The organism is Ensifer sp. LC11 (assembly GCF_001695835.1).
GTDB lineage: Bacteria > Pseudomonadota > Alphaproteobacteria > Rhizobiales > Rhizobiaceae > Ensifer.
In genome coordinates this window covers 24,358-46,659 of record NZ_MBSO01000022.1, presented here as the reverse complement: position 1 = coordinate 46,659, position 22,302 = coordinate 24,358, and the positions used below count along the sequence as shown (strand labels likewise).

23 protein-coding genes are annotated in these 22,302 nt (G+C 61.7%); 7 read left to right on the top strand and 16 right to left on the bottom strand.

Translation table 11 applies throughout. The features are described from left to right. Nucleotides 1-128 precede the first annotated feature (128 nt). The 4 genes from thrC (at nucleotide 129) to BBX50_RS16140 (ending at nucleotide 6,663) form a co-directional block, all read left to right on the top strand. Nucleotides 129-1,529, top strand: a complete 1,401-nt coding sequence (gene thrC / locus BBX50_RS16155) for a threonine synthase (RefSeq protein ID WP_139108508.1) — start codon at nucleotides 129-131, stop codon at nucleotides 1,527-1,529. Between the two features lie 16 nt (nucleotides 1,530-1,545). Beyond that, nucleotides 1,546-2,847, top strand: coding sequence for a pitrilysin family protein (locus BBX50_RS16150; protein ID WP_139108509.1), 1,302 nt, complete (start codon nucleotides 1,546-1,548; stop codon nucleotides 2,845-2,847). A gap of 295 nt (nucleotides 2,848-3,142) precedes the next feature. After that, the gene (locus BBX50_RS16145) at nucleotides 3,143-3,754 is read left to right on the top strand and encodes a GNAT family protein (protein WP_065776347.1); all 612 of its coding nucleotides are present in this window, start codon (nucleotides 3,143-3,145) and stop codon (nucleotides 3,752-3,754) included. Continuing rightward, entirely contained in the window at nucleotides 3,754-6,663 is a 2,910-nt protein-coding gene (locus BBX50_RS16140) for an EAL domain-containing protein (protein WP_083213699.1), read from the top strand. The genes BBX50_RS16145 and BBX50_RS16140 overlap by 1 nt, the downstream gene beginning before the upstream one ends. A 120-nt stretch (nucleotides 6,664-6,783) precedes the next feature. Here the strand turns inward: BBX50_RS16140 and BBX50_RS16135 are convergent, their stop codons facing one another. Further along, the gene (locus tag BBX50_RS16135) at nucleotides 6,784-7,389 is read right to left on the bottom strand and encodes a YqgE/AlgH family protein (protein WP_065776385.1); all 606 of its coding nucleotides are present in this window, start codon (nucleotides 7,387-7,389) and stop codon (nucleotides 6,784-6,786) included. 168 nt (nucleotides 7,390-7,557) lie between these two features. On the opposite strand from BBX50_RS16135, the gene BBX50_RS16130 reads away from it, so the two are divergent. Then, nucleotides 7,558-8,400 carry a protein-disulfide reductase DsbD domain-containing protein gene (locus BBX50_RS16130; RefSeq protein WP_065776346.1) on the top strand — a complete coding sequence of 281 codons (843 nt, stop codon included), beginning with the start codon at nucleotides 7,558-7,560 and terminating at the stop codon, nucleotides 8,398-8,400. 74 nt (nucleotides 8,401-8,474) lie between these two features. Beyond that, on the top strand, nucleotides 8,475-8,960 hold the full coding sequence (locus BBX50_RS16125; protein ID WP_065776345.1) for a peroxiredoxin: 486 nt from the start codon (nucleotides 8,475-8,477) through the stop codon (nucleotides 8,958-8,960). A 46-nt stretch (nucleotides 8,961-9,006) separates the two neighbouring features. On the opposite strand, the gene rnhA is transcribed toward BBX50_RS16125, so the two are convergent. From rnhA to coxB, 13 genes are all read right to left on the bottom strand, one after another. After that, complete coding sequence (rnhA, locus tag BBX50_RS16120) at nucleotides 9,007-9,474, bottom strand: ribonuclease HI (protein WP_065776344.1); 468 nt, start codon at nucleotides 9,472-9,474, stop codon at nucleotides 9,007-9,009. Beyond that, a complete protein-coding gene (locus BBX50_RS16115) occupies nucleotides 9,471-10,451 on the bottom strand; it encodes a homoserine kinase (RefSeq protein WP_065776343.1) in 981 nt (326 codons plus the stop codon). Before BBX50_RS16115 ends, rnhA begins: the two co-directional genes overlap by 4 nt. A 40-nt stretch (nucleotides 10,452-10,491) precedes the next feature. Further along, nucleotides 10,492-11,502, bottom strand: a complete 1,011-nt coding sequence (ispH, locus tag BBX50_RS16110; protein WP_065776342.1) for a 4-hydroxy-3-methylbut-2-enyl diphosphate reductase — start codon at nucleotides 11,500-11,502, stop codon at nucleotides 10,492-10,494. 3 nt (nucleotides 11,503-11,505) lie between these two features. Then, nucleotides 11,506-11,871 carry a DUF1304 domain-containing protein gene (locus BBX50_RS16105; protein WP_083213702.1) on the bottom strand — a complete coding sequence of 122 codons (366 nt, stop codon included), beginning with the start codon at nucleotides 11,869-11,871 and terminating at the stop codon, nucleotides 11,506-11,508. A gap of 56 nt (nucleotides 11,872-11,927) precedes the next feature. Further along, nucleotides 11,928-12,671: an SURF1 family protein gene (locus BBX50_RS16100; protein WP_065776340.1), complete on the bottom strand. Its 744-nt coding sequence runs from the start codon at nucleotides 12,669-12,671 to the stop codon at nucleotides 11,928-11,930. Further along, a complete protein-coding gene (locus BBX50_RS16095; RefSeq protein ID WP_065776339.1) occupies nucleotides 12,664-13,047 on the bottom strand; it encodes a DUF983 domain-containing protein in 384 nt (127 codons plus the stop codon). Before BBX50_RS16095 ends, BBX50_RS16100 begins: the two co-directional genes overlap by 8 nt. Then, nucleotides 13,044-13,529: a L,D-transpeptidase family protein gene (locus BBX50_RS16090; protein WP_065776338.1), complete on the bottom strand. Its 486-nt coding sequence runs from the start codon at nucleotides 13,527-13,529 to the stop codon at nucleotides 13,044-13,046. Before BBX50_RS16090 ends, BBX50_RS16095 begins: the two co-directional genes overlap by 4 nt. A 106-nt stretch (nucleotides 13,530-13,635) precedes the next feature. Then, nucleotides 13,636-14,514 (bottom strand): cytochrome c oxidase subunit 3, encoded by an 879-nt coding sequence (locus tag BBX50_RS16085; RefSeq protein ID WP_065776337.1) that lies wholly within the window; start codon nucleotides 14,512-14,514, stop codon nucleotides 13,636-13,638. A 64-nt stretch (nucleotides 14,515-14,578) separates the two neighbouring features. Next, nucleotides 14,579-15,172 (bottom strand): cytochrome c oxidase assembly protein, encoded by a 594-nt coding sequence (locus tag BBX50_RS16080; protein ID WP_065776336.1) that lies wholly within the window; start codon nucleotides 15,170-15,172, stop codon nucleotides 14,579-14,581. Nucleotides 15,173-15,182: 10 nt separating this feature from the next. Next, complete coding sequence (locus tag BBX50_RS29925; RefSeq protein ID WP_139108510.1) at nucleotides 15,183-15,323, bottom strand: zinc metallopeptidase; 141 nt, start codon at nucleotides 15,321-15,323, stop codon at nucleotides 15,183-15,185. Then, complete coding sequence (locus BBX50_RS16075; RefSeq protein WP_065776335.1) at nucleotides 15,323-16,279, bottom strand: heme o synthase; 957 nt, start codon at nucleotides 16,277-16,279, stop codon at nucleotides 15,323-15,325. The genes BBX50_RS29925 and BBX50_RS16075 overlap by 1 nt, the downstream gene beginning before the upstream one ends. 98 nt (nucleotides 16,280-16,377) lie before the next feature. Next, the gene (gene ctaD / locus BBX50_RS16070; RefSeq protein ID WP_065776334.1) at nucleotides 16,378-18,066 is read right to left on the bottom strand and encodes a cytochrome c oxidase subunit I; all 1,689 of its coding nucleotides are present in this window, start codon (nucleotides 18,064-18,066) and stop codon (nucleotides 16,378-16,380) included. Nucleotides 18,067-18,086: 20 nt separating this feature from the next. Continuing rightward, nucleotides 18,087-18,968 (bottom strand): cytochrome c oxidase subunit II, encoded by an 882-nt coding sequence (coxB, locus tag BBX50_RS16065; RefSeq protein WP_065776333.1) that lies wholly within the window; start codon nucleotides 18,966-18,968, stop codon nucleotides 18,087-18,089. Between the two features lie 367 nt (nucleotides 18,969-19,335). Here coxB and BBX50_RS16060 point away from each other — a divergent pair, with 367 nt between their 5' ends. Next, a complete protein-coding gene (locus BBX50_RS16060; RefSeq protein ID WP_034801218.1) occupies nucleotides 19,336-19,866 on the top strand; it encodes an invasion associated locus B family protein in 531 nt (176 codons plus the stop codon). Between the two features lie 148 nt (nucleotides 19,867-20,014). Here the strand turns inward: BBX50_RS16060 and ribB are convergent, their stop codons facing one another. Then, nucleotides 20,015-21,115, bottom strand: coding sequence for a 3,4-dihydroxy-2-butanone-4-phosphate synthase (gene ribB, locus BBX50_RS16055; RefSeq protein WP_065776332.1), 1,101 nt, complete (start codon nucleotides 21,113-21,115; stop codon nucleotides 20,015-20,017). Between the two features lie 43 nt (nucleotides 21,116-21,158). Beyond that, entirely contained in the window at nucleotides 21,159-22,256 is a 1,098-nt protein-coding gene (aroC, locus tag BBX50_RS16050; RefSeq protein ID WP_065776331.1) for a chorismate synthase, read from the bottom strand. Nucleotides 22,257-22,302: the final 46 nt, after the last annotated feature.

Here is a 22,302-nt window from a genome sequence, read left to right as displayed (position 1 = left end):
AGAGCCAGAAATTGGGTCGGTGACAAGAATGCGTGCAGACTTTGTCAAGCACTGACGCAATAAGACGGGCGTGGCGCGGCGCTGCCTTGTACGGTTGCCGCAATGCTTGAGGTGGACGAAGGACAATCATGGTGAAGTATATCTCGACGCGCGGCGAAGCCGCTCCTCTCGGCTTCTGCGACGCGCTGCTTGCCGGTCTCGCGCGCGACGGCGGTCTCTACCTCCCCAAGGAATGGCCGAAGTTCTCCAAAAAGGAAATCCGTGCCTTGCGCGGCAAGTCCTACCAGGAAATCGCCTTCGCCGTGCTCGAGCCCTTCACCAACGGCGAGATTCCGGCTGCAAAATTTCGCGAGATGATCGACGAGGCCTATGCCACCTTCCGTCATCCGGCGGTGGCGCCGCTCGTCCAGACCGGCCCGAATGCCTTCGTCATGGAACTCTTCCATGGTTCGACGCTCGCGTTCAAGGACGTGGCGATGCAGCTGCTCGCCCGATTGATGGACTACGTGCTTGCAGAGCGCGGCGAGCGCGCCACCATCGTCGGCGCGACCTCGGGCGACACCGGCGGCGCGGCGATCGACGCCTTTGCCGGACGCGAGCGCACCGACATCTTCATCCTCTTCCCGCACGGCAAGGTCTCGCCGGTGCAGCAGCGGCAGATGACGACGTCAGAGGCATCGAACGTGCACGCCATCGCCGTCAAAGGCAATTTCGACGACTGCCAGAACCTCGTCAAAAGCATGTTCAACGACGCGGCCTTCCGCGACCGCGTCAAACTTTCAGGCGTCAACTCGATCAACTGGGCGCGCATCATGGCCCAGATCGTCTACTACTTCACGACGGCGATCGCGCTCGGTGGGCCGGATCGCAAGATCTCCTTCACCGTCCCGACCGGCAACTTCGGCGACATCTTCGCCGGCTACGTCGCCAAGCGCATGGGCCTACCGATCGACAAGCTGGTGATCGCCACCAACGAAAACGACATTCTCGCCCGCACGCTGAAAACCGGACGTTACGAGATGCGTGACGTCAAGGCGACCACGGCGCCATCGATGGATATCCAGATCTCCTCGAACTTCGAACGGCTCCTGTTTGAGGCGAACGACCGCGACCCGGGCGAAGTGCGCTCGGCGATGGACGGCCTCAAACAATCCGGTTCCTTCACCATTCGCGAGAAGGCGCTGAAAGCGATCCGCAAGGAGTTCCGTGCCGGTCGCGCCTCGGAGAAGGAAGTGGCCAAGACGATCGCCAAGACACTGGAGCAAACCGGCTATCTGCTCGACCCGCACAGCGCCGTCGGCGTCTTCGTTGCCGAGAAGTACGAGAAGGCATCCGCCCCGATGGTGACGCTTGCCACCGCTCATCCGGCGAAATTCCCGGACGCGGTAAAATCGGCCTGTGGTATTGACCCGGCGCTTCCGACGTGGCTTGCTGACCTGATGAACAGGGAGGAGCGTTTCGATATCCTGGATCCGGACCTGAAGAGCGTCGAGACCTTTATCGGCGAGCGCACCCGCCTCCGGGGGTAAGAACGAGAAGAAACGTATGATGAAAGTTGAGTGCACCCGGCTCCCTTCCGGGTTGACGGTGGTAACCGAGCAGATGCCGCATCTCGAAAGCGTGGCGCTCGGCGTGTGGATCAAGTCTGGTTCGCGCAATGAAACCCTGGGCGAACATGGCATTGCCCATCTGCTGGAGCACATGGCTTTCAAGGGCACCGCGCGGCGCACCGCCCGCCAGATTGCCGAGGAAATCGAAAATGTCGGTGGCGAAGTCAATGCGGCGACTTCGACGGAGACGACCTCCTACTACGCTCGCGTGCTCAAGGACCACGTCCCGCTGGCGGTCGACATTCTCGCCGACATCCTGACGGAATCCGTCTTCGATGACGAGGAACTGCGACGCGAGAAGCAGGTTATCCTGCAGGAAATAGGTGCCGCCGACGATACGCCGGACGACGTCGTTTTCGACCGCTTCGCCGAAACCGCCTATCGCAACCAGACCGTCGGCCGGCCGATCCTCGGCACGCCCGAGACGGTCATGTCGTTTTCCGCCGATCAGATCCGTCACTATCTCGGTCGCAACTACACGACCGACCGCATGTTCGTCGTCGCGGCTGGCGCCGTCGAGCACGACGCCTTCGTTCGCCAGGTGGAAGAGCGCTTCTCGTCGCTCCCGCGCACGCCGCTCGCGACACCGGTGCTTGAAGCCGCCCGCTACACCGGCGGCGAGAGCCGCGAGACGCGCGATCTGATGGACGCGCAGGTGCTGCTCGGCTTCGAAGGCAAGGCCTACCATGCGCGCGACTTCTACTGCTCGCAGATCCTCGCCAACATTCTCGGGGGCGGCATGTCTTCGCGCCTCTTCCAGGAAGTGCGCGAGCACCGCGGCCTCTGTTATTCCGTCTATGCCTTCCACTGGGGCTTTTCCGACACCGGCATCTTCGGCGTACATGCTGCGACCGGCGGCGAGAACCTGCCGGAACTGATGCCCGTTATCGTCGATGAGCTGCGCAAGTCCTCGATGACCATCGAGCAGCAGGAAATCGAGCGCGCCCGCGCCCAGATCCGGGCACAGCTCCTGATGGGGCAGGAAAGCCCGGCCGCCCGCGCCGGCCAGATTGCCCGCCAGATGATGCTCTACGGTCGGCCGATCCCCAACGAAGAACTGATGGAGCGCCTGTCCGGCATCACCATCGAGCGCCTGACCGACCTTGCCGGCCGGCTGTTCTTCGATACGACGCCGACGCTCTCGGCGATCGGCCCGTTGGAGCAGCTTGCCCCGATGGGCGACATCCTGTCATCTCTGACTGGCAAGGCGCCGGTACCGCAGGCGGTCGCAAGCTAACTCGGCTTGGATCATTTCATTGCTTCATTGGAACAGTGAAATGATCCCGCGCCTGGGGCGCGCAATCGCGGACGGAAAACCGTTTGACATCGCTCCTGGAATTGCTCCGGGCCCGCCAAATGATCGCCGACGCAAACCACCGTGTTCGAACAGTGAAGTCTTTGTGCCTTTTCGCAAAATCGGATTCGATTTGCGCGCAAAGTTGTGCAACGTTTCGGTTTGTGACAGCGCAAAGGCGCGCTGTCGGGCGGACGATTTAAGGTCCCGCGTAAACTGGACGGCCTCGGAGGCAGCTATGACACGATCGGTTTTTCGGTTCCTGTCGCGGCAGCCGGAGACGGTCGAGATCGCCAACCAGAATTATTTGTTGCGGCTTCCTCGTTACGCCGACTATCGCCAGTGGTATCAGCTCCGGAACGAGAGCCGCGCCTTCCTGGAGCCATGGGAACCGACCTGGCGCCCCGACGAGATGACCGAGAGCGCCTTTCGCAGCCGTGTTATCCGCAATGAACAGGAATATGCCTCCGGCCAGGCGGTGCCGCTCTTCCTTTTCCACAAGCCAGGCGAAGTTCTGCTTGGTGGGCTCACGATCGGGCATATTCGCCGCGGCGCCGGGCAAAACTGCATGATCGGCTATTGGATGGGTGCGCGTCACGCCGGCAAGGGCCACATGTATGCAGCCCTCAGGCTCGCAATTCCCTACATCTTTTCGACCCTTGAGTTGCACCGTATTGAAGCAGCCTGTATTCCGGACAACTCAAGAAGCATCCGGCTCCTTGAAAAGGCCGGTTTTGAGCGTGAAGGCTACTTAAGACAGTACTTGAGAATCAATGGCCAGTGGCGGGACCACGTGCTCTTTTCTCTTCTGTCCGACGACGCCCTACCGAACAGGAATATGCCCCTTTGATGCCTCTAACCCGCTCGCCCTTCGCCCGGTCAGCCACAAAGCTGGCAGCGTTTCTGATCACGCTCACAACGTTTTTCTGCGCGCTCGGCGGTGCGGCTGAGGCTCTTGAGCCTGTGAAGATTTCGCGCGAGGACACCGCTCTCGACCTGACGGCGACGACTGAGATTTATAGCGGCCGCAATGAAGCCTTGCAGGTCTCGACGGCACCGGGAACCGACGGCATCGTGCGGCGCATTGAGGTGCGTTCGAACAGCGAGGATCACCGGGGCGACTGGGCGGTCTTCGCGCTCGCCAATGTCTCTGCCGAACAGCTCGACCGCGTGATCGTCGCGCCGCATTTCCGACTGGTGAACTCCAAGCTCTTCTGGCCGGATCTCGGCTCCAAGCGCATTCTCTCGATTGCCCCCAGCGAAGGCTCAGCGCTCAGCCGCGAACCGAGCGACGAGGCCGATGTCTTCCGCATCACGCTGCCGCCGGGCGTCATCATTACCTTCGTCGCAGAACTGGCGACGCCGGAACTGCCGCAGATCTATCTATGGGAACCGGATTCCTACAAGGATACGGTCAACGCCTTCACGCTCTATCGCGGCATTGTACTCGGCATCGCCGGCCTGCTCGCGGTGTTCCTGACCATTCTGTTCGTCGTCAAGGGAACCTCGATGCTGCCGGCAACGGCAGCACTTGCTTGGGCGGTGCTTGCCTACATCTGCGTCGATTTCGGTTTCTTGTCGAAGCTCATCAGCGTCACTGCCGGTGACGAGCGAATATGGCGAGCGGGCACCGAGGTCTTCCTTGCGGCAGGTCTAGTGATCTTCCTGTTCACCTATCTCAATCTCAACCGCTGGCACCAGCACCTTGGCTATGCGACGCTCGCCTGGATTCTGGGCCTCGGCCTGCTCTTCGGTGTCGCCGTCTACGACCCGGCGATCGCCGCCGGCATCGCCCGCCTTTCCTTCGCGCTGACGGCGACGGTTGGTATCATCCTGATCGCCTATCTCGGCTTTAACCGCTATGACCGGGCCATTCTTCTCGTTCCCGCGTGGCTGCTCATCCTCGTCTGGCTCTTCGGCGCGTGGCTGGCGGTCACCGGCCAGCTTGCCAACGACATCGTGCAGCCGGCCCTCGGCGGCGGCCTCGTGCTCATCGTGCTTCTGATCGGCTTCACCGTGATGCAGCATGCGGTCGCGGGAAGCGGCTACCAGCAGGGCTTGTTCTCGGATCTTGAACGCCAGTCCCTCGCCTTGACCGGCTCGGGCGATACCGTCTGGGACTGGGATGTCGCCCGCGACCGCGTGGTGACCATGCCCGACATTTCGACCCAGCTCGGCCTGTCGCTCGGCAGCATGCACGGCCCCTTGCGCAACTGGTTGCCGCGCCTGCATCCGGATGATCGCGACCGTTTCCGCGCCACCCTCGACGTGCTTCTGGAGCGCCGCCGCGGCAAGCTCAATCATGAATTCCGCGTGCGCGCCGAGGATGGCCACTATCATTGGCTCTCCATTCGCGCCCGTCCTGTCCTTGGCGCCAATGGCGAAATCATCCGCTGTGTCGGTACCATCATCGACATCACCGAGCAGCGCAATTCGGTCGAGCGGCTGTTGCACAATGCGCTGCTCGACAATCTGACGGGCCTGCCGAACCGGCAGGTGTTCCTCGACCGGCTGCAGGCGATGCTGCTGATGGCCGACGGCAGCAATTCGGTGCGCCCGACCGTGCTTGCGATCGACATCGACCGCTACAAGCAGGTCAACGATCTCCTGGGCATTGCCGCCGGCGACAATATCCTCATCGCCCTGACACGGCGCCTGCGCCGGCTGCTGCGACCGCAGGATACGCTCGCCCGTCTTGGCGGCGACCAGTTCGGCCTGATCCTGATGTCCGAGCGCGATCCGGCCAAAGTCGCAGATTTCGCCGATGCCGTCAGCAAGGCGATCATGGTGCCGCTCAACTACGGCAACCGCGAAATCAATCTCACGGCTTCGATCGGCCTCGTCTCCTGGCTCGACCAGGAACAGAGTGCGGCCGGTCTGCTCGATGATGCCGAGCTCGCGATGTTCCGCGCGAAGAAGGAAGGCGGCAACCGCGTCGAGCCTTTCCGCCCCGCCTTCCGCACCTCGGGATCGGACCGGATGCAGCTGGAAGCGGATCTCAAGCGGGCGATCGAGCGCAAGGAACTGTCTCTGGTCTATCAGCCGATCGTACGGTTGAACGACGCCGAGATTGCCGGCTTCGAAGCACTGATGCGTTGGGACCACCCCAAGCGCGGCAATGTCTCGCCGACCGAGTTCATCCCGATCGCCGAAAACTCCGATCTGATCAACCAGCTCGGCATGTTTGCCTTCGACCAGGCGACGAGCGACCTGACGGAATGGCAGCTTCAGACCGGCGACCTGCCGATCTTCGTCTCGATCAACCTCTCGAGCGCGCAGCTGCTCAACAACGAGCTCTATGACGACGTGCGCGCGATCCTCAACAAGAACCGCTGCGATCCGGGCAAGGTCAAGATGGAACTGACGGAATCGCTCGTGATGGAAAATCCGGAGCAGGCCCGCCTGGTTCTCGAAAAGCTGAAGGAGGCCGGGTTGAAGCTCGCGCTCGACGACTTCGGCACCGGTCACTCGTCGCTCTCCTATCTCACCCGCTTCCCCTTCGACACGATCAAGATCGACAAGGCGCTGGTGCGCGACCCGAGCGACAAGCGCGGTATTCTGCTGCGTTCCGTCATCACAATGGCGCGCGAGCTCGACATGCAGGTGGTGGCCGAGGGCATCGAATCCGAGGACGACGCGATCCAGCTCTCGCAGATGGGCTGCGACTACGGACAGAGCTTCCTCTTCGGCCCGCCGATCGGCTCAGAATCGATTCAGAGGCTCTTGAAGGAACGCTTTCCGCTGATGAAGCGGGCGTAGGCATCCAAGGCGGCGCCGCTCACACAGGCGCACAACGTTTCCCTCGCCCGTCGGCAAACCTGGCGGGCGAGGCCTTTCGGAATAAAATACGGCTTGGAAATCGCCCGCCGTTGCGGCCGGTCAGGCGTGACCTGCGTCCATCGAGAGCATCGCTGCCGAAACGCCCATCAGCGCAAGCGCCCGGTCGTACTTGTCGTCCAGCGCCTTGTCGAAGATCAGTTCCTCGCGTGCCGGGCAAGTCAGCCAGCCGTTCTGGGCGATTTCCGCTTCGAGCTGGCCAGGACCCCAACCGGCATAGCCGAGCATCATCGTCGCCCTGACCGGCCCCTCCCCGCGCGAAATGGCACGCACGATATCAAGCGTTGCCGTCAGGCATATGTCGTCACTGACGGGAATGCTGGAATCGCTCAGATAATCGTCGGAATGGAGCACGAAACCGCGTCCGGTCTCGACAGGGCCGCCCGCCTGAATCTGGAAATCCCGTGTCATCGCCGGAAGCCGGATCGCCTCCTCTTCATCGAGAAGATCAAGGTGCAGCAGCACATCCGGGAAAGTCAGCTGCTGTGGCCGGTTGAGCACGAAGCCCATCGCGCCGTCGTCCGAATGGGCGCAGATAAAGATAACTGTACGGGCAAAATTGGCGTCAAACATTCCGGGCATGGCGATCAGGAATTGACCGTCAAGAAAGCCTCGCTCGCGTCTTTTTTGCGCCACCGGAGTTGCCATCATGCCGACAGCCTATCAATTCGCTGCGAAATGAAAAGCGCCCCAGCGTCGCGGTCATGAAATATTGCACGCACGGCGTTCACCTCTTTGTGTGCGATCAAGCAATTATGATCGTCACTTCCCTTGGGGCGTCTGGAGCGTTCTCGGCAAAAGCGATATTGCTTCGACATGTTCCAGTGCTCCACACATCAAAACATGGCCCAGCTCATCGGTGCGGCAAGTCTTATCGTCTCATTTTTTGTCCCCACCTCGGCCATGGCGACCACCAGTGACTGGGTCAGCTCCCCAGGCGGCATGATCCGGCTGGTCGCGGCGCCGCCGAAAGCGGATGGCACGATCCCGGCAACGCTCGAAGTCAAACTCAACCCGGGCTGGAAGACCTATTGGCGGGAGCCGGGCGCAAGCGGCATTCCTCCGCAGGTCACCCTCGACCCGGAAAGCGGCGTCGTTCTTGAGAAGATCGGCTTTCCCGTACCGAAGACATTCGACGACGGCGTGGTGCGCTATGTCGGGTATGACAGGTCGGTTGCCTTCCCCTTGACGCTGAAGCGCGTCCATGGCGAGGGCGACGTCAACATCCGTGCGTCGGTGTTTCTTGGCATCTGCGAGGACATCTGTATCCCTGTCCAGGGGGAATTGACGCTGGCCTTGAAGCAGGGCGACTTCGACAACCCTCTTGATGGCGCACGCATCGACGATGCGGTCGCCGCCTTGCCGGAAGCGCCCTCCAAGGAGTTTTCTGTGACGGCGAGCCGGTATGATCCCGCCAACGCTCTGCTGCACCTTTCCTTGCGCCTGCCGGCTGGCGAAGGCCATCCGGAGCTCTTTCTCGCAGGTCCCTCCGGCGTCACCTTCGGCAAGCCGGAAATCCGACCCGAAGGCGACACGGAACTCAGCGCAACCATTCCGGTCAGGCTCACCGGCAAGGACCGGGAACTCAAAGGCAAGCCGATCGTTGTCACGGTACGCGCACGAGATCGCAGCATGGAGACGACCCTTGCCTTTGATTAGGGCGCCTCTATAGTCCGCCGAGTTCTCCGACACGCGCGGAGAAGCTGAGACGCAAGCAACGCAAGGAGAGTGCCGTGACCATTGCCGTCGGAGACAAGCTGCCAGCCGCGACCTTCAAGGAAAAGACCGCCGACGGTCCGGTGGAGGTGACCACCGATCAGCTCTTTGCGGGAAAGCGGGTCGTGCTTTTCGCCGTTCCCGGCGCCTTCACCCCCACCTGCTCGCTCAACCATCTGCCCGGTTACCTCGAAAACCGCGACGCCATTCTCGCCCGCGACGTCGATGATATCGCCGTCGTCGCCGTCAACGACCTGCATGTCATGGGCGCCTGGGCGACGGCCTCCGGCGGCATGGGCAAGATCCACTTCCTCTCGGACTGGAACGCCGCCTTTACCAAGGCGCTCGGCATGGACATCGACCTGTCGGCCGGGACGCTCGGCATCCGCTCGAAGCGCTATTCGATGCTGGTCGAAGACGGCGTGGTCAAGACGCTCAATCTCGAAGAGAGCCCGGGCCAGGCGACCGTTTCCGGCGCTGCCGCCATGCTCGAACAGCTCTGAGCGCTGACGCAAGTGCAATTGGAAACGGGCCTCAACGGCCCGTTTTTCATTTGACGAGAAGAGAGTCCGAACGACGCCCCTTCTTATAGGGCTCCATGCCCTTGCGGGCGAGTTCGTCGGCGCGTTCGTTCTCGGGATGGCCGGCGTGACCCTTGACCCAGTGCCAGGTCACCTTGTGCCGCCGGTTGGCCTCGTCCAGCGCCTGCCAGAGTTCGCCGTTCTTCACCGGCTTCTTGTCCGCGGTCTTCCAGCCGTTCTTCTTCCAGCCGTGGATCCACTTGGAGATGCCGTCCATCACATACTTGCTGTCGGTATGCAGATCGACCTCGCATGCACTTTTCAGCGCATTCAGCGCCGAGATCGCCGCCAACAGCTCCATGCGGTTGTTGGTCGTTTCCGCCTCGCCGCCCGAGAGTTCCTTTTCCACCTCGCCGTAGCGCAGCACCGCACCCCAGCCGCCAGGGCCCGGATTGCCCGAACAGGCGCCGTCGGTAAAGATATCGACATGTTTCATGCGGACGCCTCGCCAACACGCAAGCCATACTCGGCGCTGGAAACGATCGCGCGGTGGAAGCGGATCTTCGTCAGATATTCGAGCGGATCCTTCTTGACCACGAGCGCGCCGGCTGGCGTCATCAGCCAATCGTAAAGCCGCGTCAGGAAGAAGCGCAGTGCCGAACCGCGGCAGAGCAGCGGCAGGGCCTCGACCTCGGCCGGCGTCAACCTGCGCACGCTCTCATAGCCCGCGAGCATCGCCATACCCTTGGTGATGTTGTAGGAGCCGTTCTTCTCGAAGCACCAGGAATTGAGGCAGACGGCAACGTCATAGGCGAGGTAGTCGTTGCAGGCGAAATAGAAGTCGATCAGGCCGGAAAGCTGGTCGCCGAGGAAGAAGACGTTGTCCGGAAAGAGATCCGCGTGGATGACGCCATCCGGCAGCGATTTCGGCCAGTGGCGCTCGAGATGTTCGAGCTCTGCCGATATCTCATCCTTGAGGCCCGGCTGCACCTCATCGGCGCGGGCTTCGGAATTCACCCAGAGCGGCCGCCAGCCACCAACGGAGAGCGCATTAGCGCGCTTCAGCGCAAAACCTTCGCCGGCGAGATGCATGGCGGCAAGCGCCTTGCCGACCTCGTGGCAATGCTTCGCCTCGGGCTTGCGCAGCCACATGCCCTCAAGGAAGGAGATAACCGCGGCCGGACGGCCGGAGAGCTCGCCGAGCAGCTTGCCGTCGGCACGCGGCAGAGGCAGCGGGCAGGACAGGCCGCCTTCGGCCAGATGATGCATCAACCCCAGGAAGAACGGCAGGTCACCGGCATTCACGCGCTTCTCGTAAAGCGTGAGGATGTAGGAACCTTTGGTGGTGTGCATCAGGAAGTTGGAATTCTCGACGCCCTCGGCGATCCCCTTGTAGGAGGTCAGTTGGCCGACGTCATAGGCGGTGAGAAAACGGGAGAGGTCGTCTTCCGTGATATCGGTGTAAACTGCCAAGGTTTTCCACTCTCAAGAAAATGCGGGCAAAAAATGCGGATTACTCGCCGTTGACGAAGGCCATGTCGGCGGCGGTCAGCGGCACGTGGCGGATCTCGCGGTTGACGAGGAAATTCTCGTTTTCCTCCACCGTGTCGGCAAGTTCCACGCTTGCCTGGTAACGCTCGCGGAACGCCTCGATGATCTCGTTGACGATCACTTCGGGCGCCGAGGCGCCTGCGGACAGGCCGACCGTAGCGATATCGCCGATTTCGTCCCAGTCGATTTCCGACGCGCGCTGGACAAGCACGGATTTCTTCGCGCCTGCCCTCAGCGCCACCTCGACCAGCCGCTTCGAGTTGGACGAGTTGGGTGCACCGACGACCAGGAACAGGTCGCAGCCGGGAGCGGCCTGCTTCACGGCCTCCTGGCGGTTGGTGGTGGCGTAGCAGATCGAATCGGCGGCGGGTGCCGTCAGGTTCGGGAAACGCTCGTGCAGCCGCTTGATGACGCCAGCGGTGTCATCGACCGACAGCGTCGTCTGGGTGACGAAGCCGAGATTATCCGGGTCCGGCGGCTGGTAGACATCGGCATCTTCAACGGTCTCGACGAGCGATACTGCGCCTTCCGGCAGCTGCCCCATGGTGCCGATCACTTCGGGATGGCCAGCGTGACCGATTAGCACGACGTGGCGGCCGAGACGGTTATGGCGCATCGCCTGTTTGTGGACCTTGGAGACCAGTGGACAGGTGGCGTCGAGATAGAAGAGATTGCGTGCGTCCGCGTCCGCCGGCACCGATTTCGGCACACCGTGAGCCGAAAAGACCACGGGTTGCTTGCGGTGCTCCGGCGGGATCTCGTCAAGCTCCTCGACGAAGATCGCGCCCTTGGCTTCAAGCCCCTCGACGACATAGCGGTTGTGCACGATCTCGTGGCGGACATAGACGGGAGCGCCGAACTCCTTCAGTGCCAGGACGACGATCTGGATCGCCCGGTCGACACCGGCGCAGAAACCGCGCGGCCCGCAGAGGCGAATGGTGATCGGGGATTTTGCTTCTGCCGATGATGCCATGGATCAGGATGCCACTAGAAGAAAAACAAGCGCTGCGATCGCCGGGCCGCCCTGGATCAGCAGGATGCGCGGCTTGACCGACCACGCGCCATATATAGCGGCAACGACCACGCACACAAGGAAGAACACCTTCAGCTGAAAGGCGAAGGTCGGTTCCGCTTGCAGCAGCGACCAGAACAGACCGGCTGCGAGGAAACCGTTGTAAAGCCCCTGGTTGGCGGCAAGCACACGCGTCGTCTCCGCCTGTTCGGGCGTCATGCGGAAGACAGCCCTCCCCTGCGGGCCGGTCCACAGAAACATTTCCAGCACCAGAAAGCCTAAATGCAGCAATCCGGTCAAAGCAATCAGTCCATTCGATATGATCGTCATCGTTGTCCCCGCCGCCATTCTCCGCACGCAGCGTTACCATGGCGCAACGCGTGCGGCTATCGCCCGCGCCGCAAGGCGTAGATGCCGCTGACCAATACCAGGGCGCCGGCCAGACCGTACCAGGTCAGCGCATACTGCAAGTGGTTGTTCGGCAGATCGAACTGGGTCACACCGCCGATCGGCAGGCCACCGGGATTGGGTGTCGCATCGGCATCGACGAAGAAGGGTATCACCTTGTCGGCGGGAAGCCCGACAGACGACGCCATCGTGTCGAGGTCTTTCCAATAGAAGATGTTCTTGGCGAGATCATTGTCCGGAACGAGCGACGACGGCTTCTGGTCAAGCTTCGGTCTCGCAAGGCCATGGATGCCGACGAAGGCGGGGAGCTCACCGGCGAGACGGGTCGACGAATCCTTCTGTTCGAAGGGAACGAAGCCACGGTTGACGAAGAGGATGCGGCCGTCGTCCAGCGTCAGCGGCGTGAAGACGTAGTAGCCGGTTCGCCCGTTGTAGGTGGCAAAGAAGTGGCGCTCCTTGCTGTGATCGAAAGTGCCGGTTACCGAGACGGTGCGGTAGTCGATATCGCCACCGCCAGCGAGGATTTTCTCGATCTCGGCCAATGTCACCGGCGGTGCCGACCGCCGCTCCGCGATCGCCGTCAGCAGGCTTTCCTTCCAGTACAGCCGTTGCATCTGCCAGGTGCCGAGCGACACCAGGATAGCGAAAACAACGGCGAGCAGGAGGAATGTGCCGAGGCGCCCGATCAGGCTACCCTTCTTCCTGGTCGCGATATCAGCCACGGTCGATTTCACCCGGACGCGCGTTGTTGCGGAATTGCAGATTGATCAGGACGCCCTTCAGCATCCGTGTCAGACCGAGGCTCAGAATGATTGCCAGCGGGATCCACAACAGGAAATGCAGCCAGAGCGGCGGGTTGAAATTGACCTCCGCCCACAGCGCCGCGCCGACGACGATGAAGCCGACGATCAGAATGACGAAGACCACGGGGCCATCGCCGGAATCGGCGAAGCGGTAGTCGAGATCACAGCTTGCGCAAGACGGCTTGACCTTGAGAAAGCCGTCAAAAAGCTTGCCCTGGCCGCAGCGCGGGCAAAGCCCCTTGATCCCGGTCATTACCGGATCCACCGGCGGAAAATGTGCCTTGTCTTCGTTCACGGCCTGATCTCGATCGGTGTGTTGTTGGGGACCATCGTCCAGATTTCATCCATCTCGGCATTGGTAACGGCAATGCAGCCATTCGTCCAATCGAAGCGCTGCGTCAAAAACGCCAGCCAGCCGAAATAGTTGGGCTGGCCGTGGATCATGATCATGCCGCCCGGATCGACACCGCCTGCTGCCGCGGCGGTGACATCAGCCGGAGCCGGATAGGAAACGTGCATCGACTTGTGATAGCCGCTTCCCGGATTGCGCCAGTCGAGGAGATAGAGCCCTTCCGGCGTCTTCTCGTCCCCCTCCTGCCGTTTGTGTCCGACAGGATTGCCGCCGAGCGCAACGGAGTATTCGCGTATGATCTGGCCGCCTTGGAAGAGCTGCAGGGTTCGCCGTTCCTTGTGGACGACCACCTTGTCGGCAACTTCGGCGGCGGTCGCAACGCTCGCTGAGAGCACCAAGACACCCGCAAACAAAGCGACCCGCATTGTTCATCCCCCTCGGCTCTGATCCCGTGTTTTTCAGACAACCAAAAGAACAAGGCGGCTGCATGGCTGCAACCGCCTCGTACAAAAAACCTAGATGCTCGCGCTATCAGCCGTGAGCGATCGGCGCGCCCCAGCTGCCCCAGATGTAGATGGAGAAGAAGAGGAACAGCCAGACAACGTCAACGAAGTGCCAGTACCAGGCAGCCGCTTCGAAGCCGAAGTGCTGCTTCGGGGTGAAGTCACCACGGAGCGCACGGACCAGGCAGACGAGCAGGAAGATCGTGCCGACCAGAACGTGGAAACCGTGGAAGCCGGTCGCCATGAAGAAGGTCGCGCCGTAAATCGAGTCCTTGAAGGCGAACGGAGCGTGCGCGTACTCGTAGCCCTGGACAAAGGAGAACAGCACGCCGAGCACGACCGTCAGCGTCAGGCCGTTGACGAGGCCCTTACGGTCGTTGTGCAGCAGCGCATGGTGCGCCCAGGTGACCGTCGTGCCCGAGAGCAGCAGGATGACGGTGTTGTAGAGCGGCAGGTGCCACGGGTCGAGCACCTCGATGCCCTTCGGCGGCCAGACGCCGCCGGTGAAGGTGGTGCGGGTTGCCTGGATGGCTTCGCCCGGGAACAGGCTTGCATCGAAGAAGGCCCAGAACCAGGCGACGAAGAACATCACTTCCGAAGCGATGAACATGATCATGCCATAGCGCAGGTGCAGCGACACGACGCGGGTGTGGTGACCCTCATGGGCTTCCTTCACCGTGTCAGACCACCAGCCGAACATGGTGTAGAGGACGATGACGAGGCCTGCGAGCAGGATCCAGACGTTGGCGAGTTCGAGGCCGAAAATCTTCAGCGAGCTGCCCGACAGGTAACGCATGTAGCAGATGCCGCCGAACGCCATGACGAAGGCGCCGATCGAGGCAAGCAACGGCCAGGGGCTCGGGTCGATGATGTGGTAGTCGTGATTCTTCTGATGCGCACCGGCCATGTCAGTAATCCCCGAAATGTCTCTCTCTTGTCGCCTTTCCGGCATAGCCGAAAAGGACCTCCAGTCAAAGTTTGTTCTCTTCCGTCTTCACCTGCGCGACCGGTTTCGACGGCTCGCGCGGATAGAAGGTGTAGGAAAGGGTCAGCGTCTTGATGTCCTTCGTCTCCACCGCCTTGACGATGTCCGGATCGACGAAGAATACCACCGGCATCTCCATCTCCTCTCCCGGCTGCAGCGTCGTCTCGGTGAAGCAGAAGCACTGTACCTTGTTGAAATAGGCACCCGCCTGCATCGGCGTGACGTTGAAGGTCGCCTGGCCCGTCGTCGGCTTCGACGACAGGTTTTTCGCCCGGTACATCACCTGCACGGTTTCGCCGATGCGGATATCGATGTCGCGCTGAACCGGCTTGAACTCCCAGGGCAAACCGCCCGAGGTGTTCGCGTCGAAGGTGACCTTCACCTTCTCGTCGAGAATCACCTCGGAAGCCTGCTCGACCCGCTGCGTCGTGCCGTTATAGCCGGTGACGCGGCAGAACATGTCATAGAGCGGCACGGCGGCATAGGCCATGCCGACCATGCCGGCGACGAAGGCAAGGCAGGTGCCGACGACGACGCCGTTGGAGCGCTGTTTGGGGGCGGTTTCCGGTGCGTTCTTCATAGCGGCCGCCTCAGTTGACCATGCCGTTGCCGAACTTGATCAGCGTGACGACGTAGAAGAGGACGACGAGCCCGAAAAGGACGAAACCGAGCGCGATGTTGCGGCCGCGGCGCGACTTCTTCTGGGCATCAGTGAGCTTGACGGTTTCCATCAGGCAATACTCCCGGCATTCAGCCAGATATTGACGATCAGGTGATCCGCCATCAGGGCGGAGAAGATCACGAACAGATACATGATCGAGAAGGCAAAGAGCTTCTTGGCCGGCAGCATGCGCTCATCCGCTTCCGGCATGCGCAGCACGCCGATCGAATACCAGATGAAGCCGAGGCCGAGTGCCGCTGCGACCGCGCCGTAACCGATGCTCGCGAAACCGAGCAAGGTGGGACAGATGCCGATCAGGGCGGTCAGCACGGCGTAGATGACGATCTGCTTCTTGGTGGTCGCCTGGCCGCAGACATTCGGCATCATCGGCACACCAACGGCGCCATAGTCGCCCATCTTGAACAGCGCAAGCGCCCAGAAATGCGCCGGCGTCCATAGGAAGGTGATCAGGAAGAGCACGATGCTCTCGATCGAAACCGCACCGGTCACGCAGGCCCAGCCGATCATCGGCGGGAAAGCGCCCGCAGCACCGCCGATGACGATGTTCTGCGGCGTCGAGCGCTTCAGCCACATCGTGTAGATGACCACGTAGAAGAAGATGGTGAAGGCGAGCAACCCGGCTGCTAGCCAATTGACGGCGAGCCCGAGGATGATCACGGAAAAGGCTGACAGCGTCAGGCCGAAAGCCAGCGCTTCCTGCGGCAGGATCTTGCCTGCCGGGATCGGGCGCTTGGCGGTACGGCTCATGACCGCATCGATATCGGCGTCATACCACATGTTCAGCGCGCCGGAGGCGCCAGCGCCGACAGCGATGCAGAGGATGGCGATGAAACCGATGAAGGGATTGATATGGCCCGGCGCGAGCACGAGCCCGGCGAGTGCCGTAAACACGACGAGGGACATGACACGCGGCTTCAGAAGCTCGAAATAATCGCGCGCAGAGGCTTCGGACAGGCGCGCAACGCCTTCCATGCCGACTGCTTCGTGATTGTCGATGACCGTCATGTCCTGTCCCTGCAAAAGTCCCGGCCGCAATGGCCGTGTGTCGCCGGTTTCCCGGCGGGGTGAAGCCGCCGGAACCGGCGGCTTCTGTTCGTTGCCCGTCACTTGATGCGCGGGAGCTGTTCCCACTGGTGGAACGGCGGCGGCGAAGACAGCTGCCATTCCAGAGTGTTCGCGCCCTCGCCCCACGGGTTGTCGCCTGCGACGCGCTTCTTGGCGAAGGCTTCGAAGACGCCGAAGAGGAAGATCAGCACGCCGACGGCAGCGATGTAGGAGCCGTAGGACGACACCATGTTCCAGCCGGCATAGGCATCCGGATAGTCGATGTAGCGGCGCGGCATGCCGGCGAGACCGAGGAAGTGCTGCGGGAAGAAGACCAGGTTCACGCCGATGAACATGACCCAGAAGTGCAGCTTGCCGACGAACTCGGAGTACATGTAGCCGGTCATCTTCGGGAACCAGTAATACCAGGCGGCGAAGATCGCAAACACGGCGCCGAGCGACAGAACGTAGTGGAAGTGAGCAACCACGTAGTAGGTGTCGTGCAGCGAACGGTCGAGACCGGCGTTGGCGAGCTGAACGCCCGTGACGCCACCGACGGTGAACAGGAAGATGAAGCCGATCGCCCAGACCATCGGGGTGGTGAAGCGGATCGAGCCGCCCCACATCGTCGCGATCCACGAGAAGATCTTAACGCCCGTCGGAACAGCGATGACCATCGTCGCGAAGACGAAGTAGCGCTGCGTGTCGAGCGACATGCCGACGGTGTACATGTGGTGCGCCCACACGATGAAGCCGACGGCGCCGATCGCGACCATGGCGTAGGCCATGCCGAGGTAGCCGAAGATCGGCTTGCGCGAGAAGGTGGAGACGATGTGGCTGACGATGCCGAAGCCCGGCAGGATCAGGATGTACACTTCCGGGTGACCGAAGAACCAGAACAGGTGCTGGAACAGGATCGGGTCGCCGCCGCCTTCAGGAGCGAAGAATGCCGTGCCGAAGTTGCGGTCGGTCAAGAGCATGGTGATGCCGCCTGCCAGAACCGGCAGCGAGAGCAGCAACAGGAAGGCGGTGATCAGAACCGACCAGGCAAAGAGCGGCATCTTGTGCAGCGTCATGCCCGGAGCGCGCATGTTCAGGATCGTGGTGATGAAGTTGATCGCACCGAGGATCGACGACGCACCGGCAATGTGCAGGCCGAGGATGACGAAATCCATCGCCGGTCCCGGCATGCCCGATGTCGAGAATGGCGGATAAATCGTCCAGCCGCCGCCTGCGCCATAGGCACCGGCCGGTCCTTCGACGAACATCGAGAGCAGCACGAGCAGGAAGGCCGGGATGATCAGCCAGAAGGAGATGTTGTTCATGCGCGGGAACGCCATGTCCGGCGCGCCGATCATGATCGGCACCATCCAGTTGGCGAAACCGCCGATCAGCGCCGGCATGACCATGAAGAAGATCATGATCAGCGCGTGCGCGGTCGTGAACACGTTGAACATGTGTTTGCCGCCGTCGATGGCAGCATCGCCCTCGAAGCCGTAGACCATCTGCGCCAGACCATGGAAGATCTGGATGCCAGGCTCCTGCAGTTCGGCGCGCATGAAGATCGACAAAGTGCCGCCGATGATGCCCGCGAAGATCGCGAAGATCAGGTAGAGCGTGCCGATGTCCTTGTGGTTGGTCGACAGGAACCAGCGCTGGAAGAAGCTCAGCGGCTTATGCGCATGGTCTGCGTGGCCATGATCGGAGTGATCATGGCGTTGGTCGTGATGAACGGCTGTTCCAGCCATGGGTCGAGCTCCCCTTCCGATTACTGTGCGGCGTTAGCGGCGACGTCGACGGTCTTTGCCGCTTCGATGGACGCCATGAGCGCCTTGTTCGCATCGCCGAGATTGCCTGCGGCGGCTGCGAGCCAGGTGTCGTATTTTTCCTGCGAAACCACGCGGATGGCGATCGGCATGTAAGCGTGGTCCTTACCGCAGAGCTCGGAACACTGGCCGTAGTAGAGACCTTCGCGCTCGGCCTTGAACCAGGTTTCGTTCAGGCGGCCGGGAACGGCGTCGATCTTCACGCCGAAGGCAGGCATTGCAAAGGCGTGGATCACGTCGGCAGCGGTGACGAGAACACGAACCGTCTTGCCGACCGGCACGACAACTTCGTTGTCGACGGCGAGCAGGCGCGGGTATTCCTTCTTGTCTTCCTTGCCGAGGGTGGCGCGGTCTTCTTCCTTCATCATGATGCTGTCGAAGGTGAGCGGGCTTTCGCCGACTTCGTACTCGTAGGACCAGTACCACTGGTTGCCGGTCGCCTTGAGCGTCAGGTCAGGATTGGCCGGCGGCGTCAGCTGCGCGGTCAGAAGCTGGAAGGACGGGATCGCGAGGAAGAGAAGAATGACGACCGGACCGACGGTCCAGACGACTTCAATCGCAGTGTTGTGGCTGGTCTTGGAGGGAACCGGGTTGGAACCCTCGCGGAACTTGACCACGACGATGATCAAAAGGAGGAGAACGAAGAGGGTAATCGGAATGATGAACCACAGGGTATAGTGTTCAAACCACGTGATTTCTTCCATGATGCCCGTAGCGGCCGTCTGAAAATTCGTCTGCCATTCGACAGGCTTGTCAGCAAAGGCGCTCGAAGCAAAAAGCAGACAGGCAAGCGCTGCCAGAACTGCATAAGCCTTGTTTTTCACAATGTGTCTCCCCAATGCGCTTGATCAGGATCAAACCGGAACGCAGAATCCCTGCGATACTGCTGCGCTTCAAACCACAGTTTGTCCGATGCCGCAACATCTGACCAATCAACCCCATGCGGCATTTTTGCACAAACGTTGCTTTTCACACAGGCACCCCTCGGAAGCCGCCACGAATCAACTTATATGACGTCTTCTCCCGCTCTCGGCGGCGCGATCAGGCGCAACCCGACCGGCTACACAAAGGATAGGGCGCATACCCCGCCCAATTTCCGCCATATGGCGCTGGAATGTGCCCCGCGGGGCTTTTCATTTATTCCTGCGCGCTTCAAGAATAGCCCTGATGATTCGACGTTTTGAGGTTTACATGGGCCTGCCCCTCTTTTCCCGACTGTCGGCCTTCGCCGCCTTCGGCCTTGCCGTTCTGGCTCTCCCCGCCCAGAGCCTGGCCCAACAGCCCGCCGGCACACCCGGCACGGTCAAGTCCAACCATGGCGCGTGGTCGATCGTCTGCGATCAGCCGCCCGGCGCCTCGGCAGACCAGTGCGCCTTGATGCAGAACGTCATTGCCGAAGACCGGCCGGAAGTTGGCCTGTCGGTGGTCGTCTTGAAGACTGCGGACCGCAAGGCGAAGATCCTGCGCGTCCTCGCACCGCTCGGCGTGCTTCTGCCCAATGGCCTCGGCCTCAATGTTGACGGCAAGGACATCGGCCGCGCCTATTTCGTGCGCTGCTTCTCCGACGGATGCTATGCCGAAGTCGTGCTCGAAGACGAGCTGCTGAAGACGTTCCGCTCCGGCGCAACAGCGACCTTCATCGTCTTCCAGTCGCCCGAAGAAGGCATCGGCATCCCGGTTGACCTCAAGGGCTTTGGCGAAGGCTACGACGCGCTGCCCTGACCTGCGCAGAACTCCAGGACAAACGAGAGCCGCGCTTCGACCGCGGCTTTTTTTTGCGCTCGTTTCCGCAGAAAGGAAAAGGCCCGGATCACCGAGCCGGGCCTTGTTAAAGATGGAAACTCGAAGCGTCCGTGTCTGGCCGCGTGCCTCAGATGATATCGGTTCCGGCAATCTTGATGCCGAAACCTTCGAGGCCGACATAGTGGCGTTCGCGCGAGGCGAGAAGGCGGATTGAGCTGATGCCGAGGTCCTTGAGGATCTGGGCGCCCAGGCCGATTTCCAGCCATTCGCTTTCTCGAACCTGCGCCTCGTCATGCGCTTCGCGGTCGTGCTTGCCCTTGCGGGCGGTTTGCGAGACGCCGACGCCGACCGATCCTTCACGCAGGTAAACGATGACCCCCCTGCCCTCGTCGGCGATACGCTTCATGATGCGGTCGATCTGGCAGTCCTTGCCGAAAACGTCGGCGCCGACATTTTCGAGATGGAGCCGGACCGGGATGTCGACGCCGTCGCGGATGTCGCCGAAGACGACGGCCAGATGCTGCATCGGATCCCAGGGAAGCGAATAGGAATGCCCCTTGGCGGAACCATAGGGCGTCTCGATATCGAAGGAACCGCCCTGTTCAATCAGGGTTTCCTTGCGCTGGCGGTAGGCGATGAGGTCGGCGACCGATACCTGCTTCAGGCCATGGGTCTCGGCAAAGCTTGCGACCTGCGGCCCGCGCATGACGGTGCCGTCGTCATTGACGAGTTCGCAGATGACACCGATCGGTGGCAGGCTTGCAAGCCTGCAGAGGTCGACGGCAGCTTCGGTATGACCGGAGCGCATGAGAACGCCGCCTTCGCGCGCCACCAGCGGAAAGATGTGGCCCGGACGCACGAAATCCGTCGGTCCGACATTGGGATTGGCGAGGTTGCGCACCGTCAGCGTGCGGTCGTCGGCGGAAATGCCCGTCGTCGTGCCATGCTTGAAATCGACCGAGACGGTGAAGGCCGTCGTGTGGGCGGAATCGTTTTCCGCCACCATGGCGTTGAGGTTCAGGCGCTTTGCCTCTTCGCGCGGCATCGGCGTGCAGACGATGCCCGAGGTGTGGCGCACGATGAAGGCCATCTTCTCCGGCGTGCAATGCACCGCCGCGACGATCAGATCGCCCTCGTTCTCGCGGCCGTCGTCATCGGTGACGACGACGATTTCGCCGGCCTCGAAGGCGCGGATGGCATCGACGACACGCTTCTGGTCATAGGACATGGTGTTCTTCCCGAGTTACTTGGGGCCGACTTGCTTGGGCCAACTACTTGAGGCGACCGGTCTGGCCGCGGTCACGCAGGTAGTGATCGGCGATCGTGCAGGCAAGCATCGCCTCGCCGATCGGCACGGCACGGATACCGACGCAAGGGTCATGGCGCCCCTTGGTGCGGACATCGACCTCGTTGCCATCGCTGTCGACCGAGCGCCGTTCGGTGAGGATCGACGACGTCGGCTTGATGGCGAAACGCGCGATCACCGGTTCGCCCGTCGCGATACCGCCGAGAATACCGCCGGCATGGTTGCTGAGGAAGACCGGCTTGCCATCGGCGCCGATGCGCATCTCATCAGCGTTCTCTTCGCCGGTGATTTCGGCTGCGCCGAAGCCATTGCCGATCTCGACGCCCTTGACGGCGTTGATCGACATCAGGTTCGACGCGATGTCCTGGTCGAGCTTGGCATAGATCGGTGCGCCGATGCCGGCCGGCACGCCTTCGGCGACGACCTCGATAACCGCACCGATCGAGGATCCCGCTTTGCGGATGCCGTCCAGATACTCTTCCCAGATCGGCACGATCTCCGGATCCGGCGCGAAGAACGGGTTGTTGTCGACTTCGGCCCAATCCCAGTTGGCCCGGTTGATCTTATGCTTGCCGATCTGGACGAGCGCGCCGCGCACGACCAGACAGGGCACCACCTTGCGGGCAATACCGCCGGCGGCAACCCGCGCCGCGGTCTCACGGGCCGAGGACCGTCCGCCACCGCGATAATCGCGGATGCCGTATTTCAGGTCGTAGGTGTAGTCGGCGTGGCCGGGGCGGTAGCGCTTGGCAATCTCCGAATAATCCTTCGAGCGCTGGTCGGTGTTTTCGATCAGCATCGAGATCGGCGTACCGGTCGAGATCATCGTCTCACCGTCCTCGTCGAACATGACGCCCGAGAGTACCTTGACGAGATCGTCCTCGCGGCGCTGCGTGACGAAGCGCGATTGGCCGGGCTTGCGCTTGTCGAGCCAGGCCTGCAGTTCGGCAAGCGTGAAGCGAATGCCGGGCGGGCAACCGTCCACGACGCAGCCAAGCGCCGGCCCGTGGCTTTCGCCCCAGGTGGTGACGCGGAAGAGATGACCGAAAGTGTTATGCGACATGAAGGCAACCGACCCTAACCAAGCAACGGCCGTACGTTTCGTACGC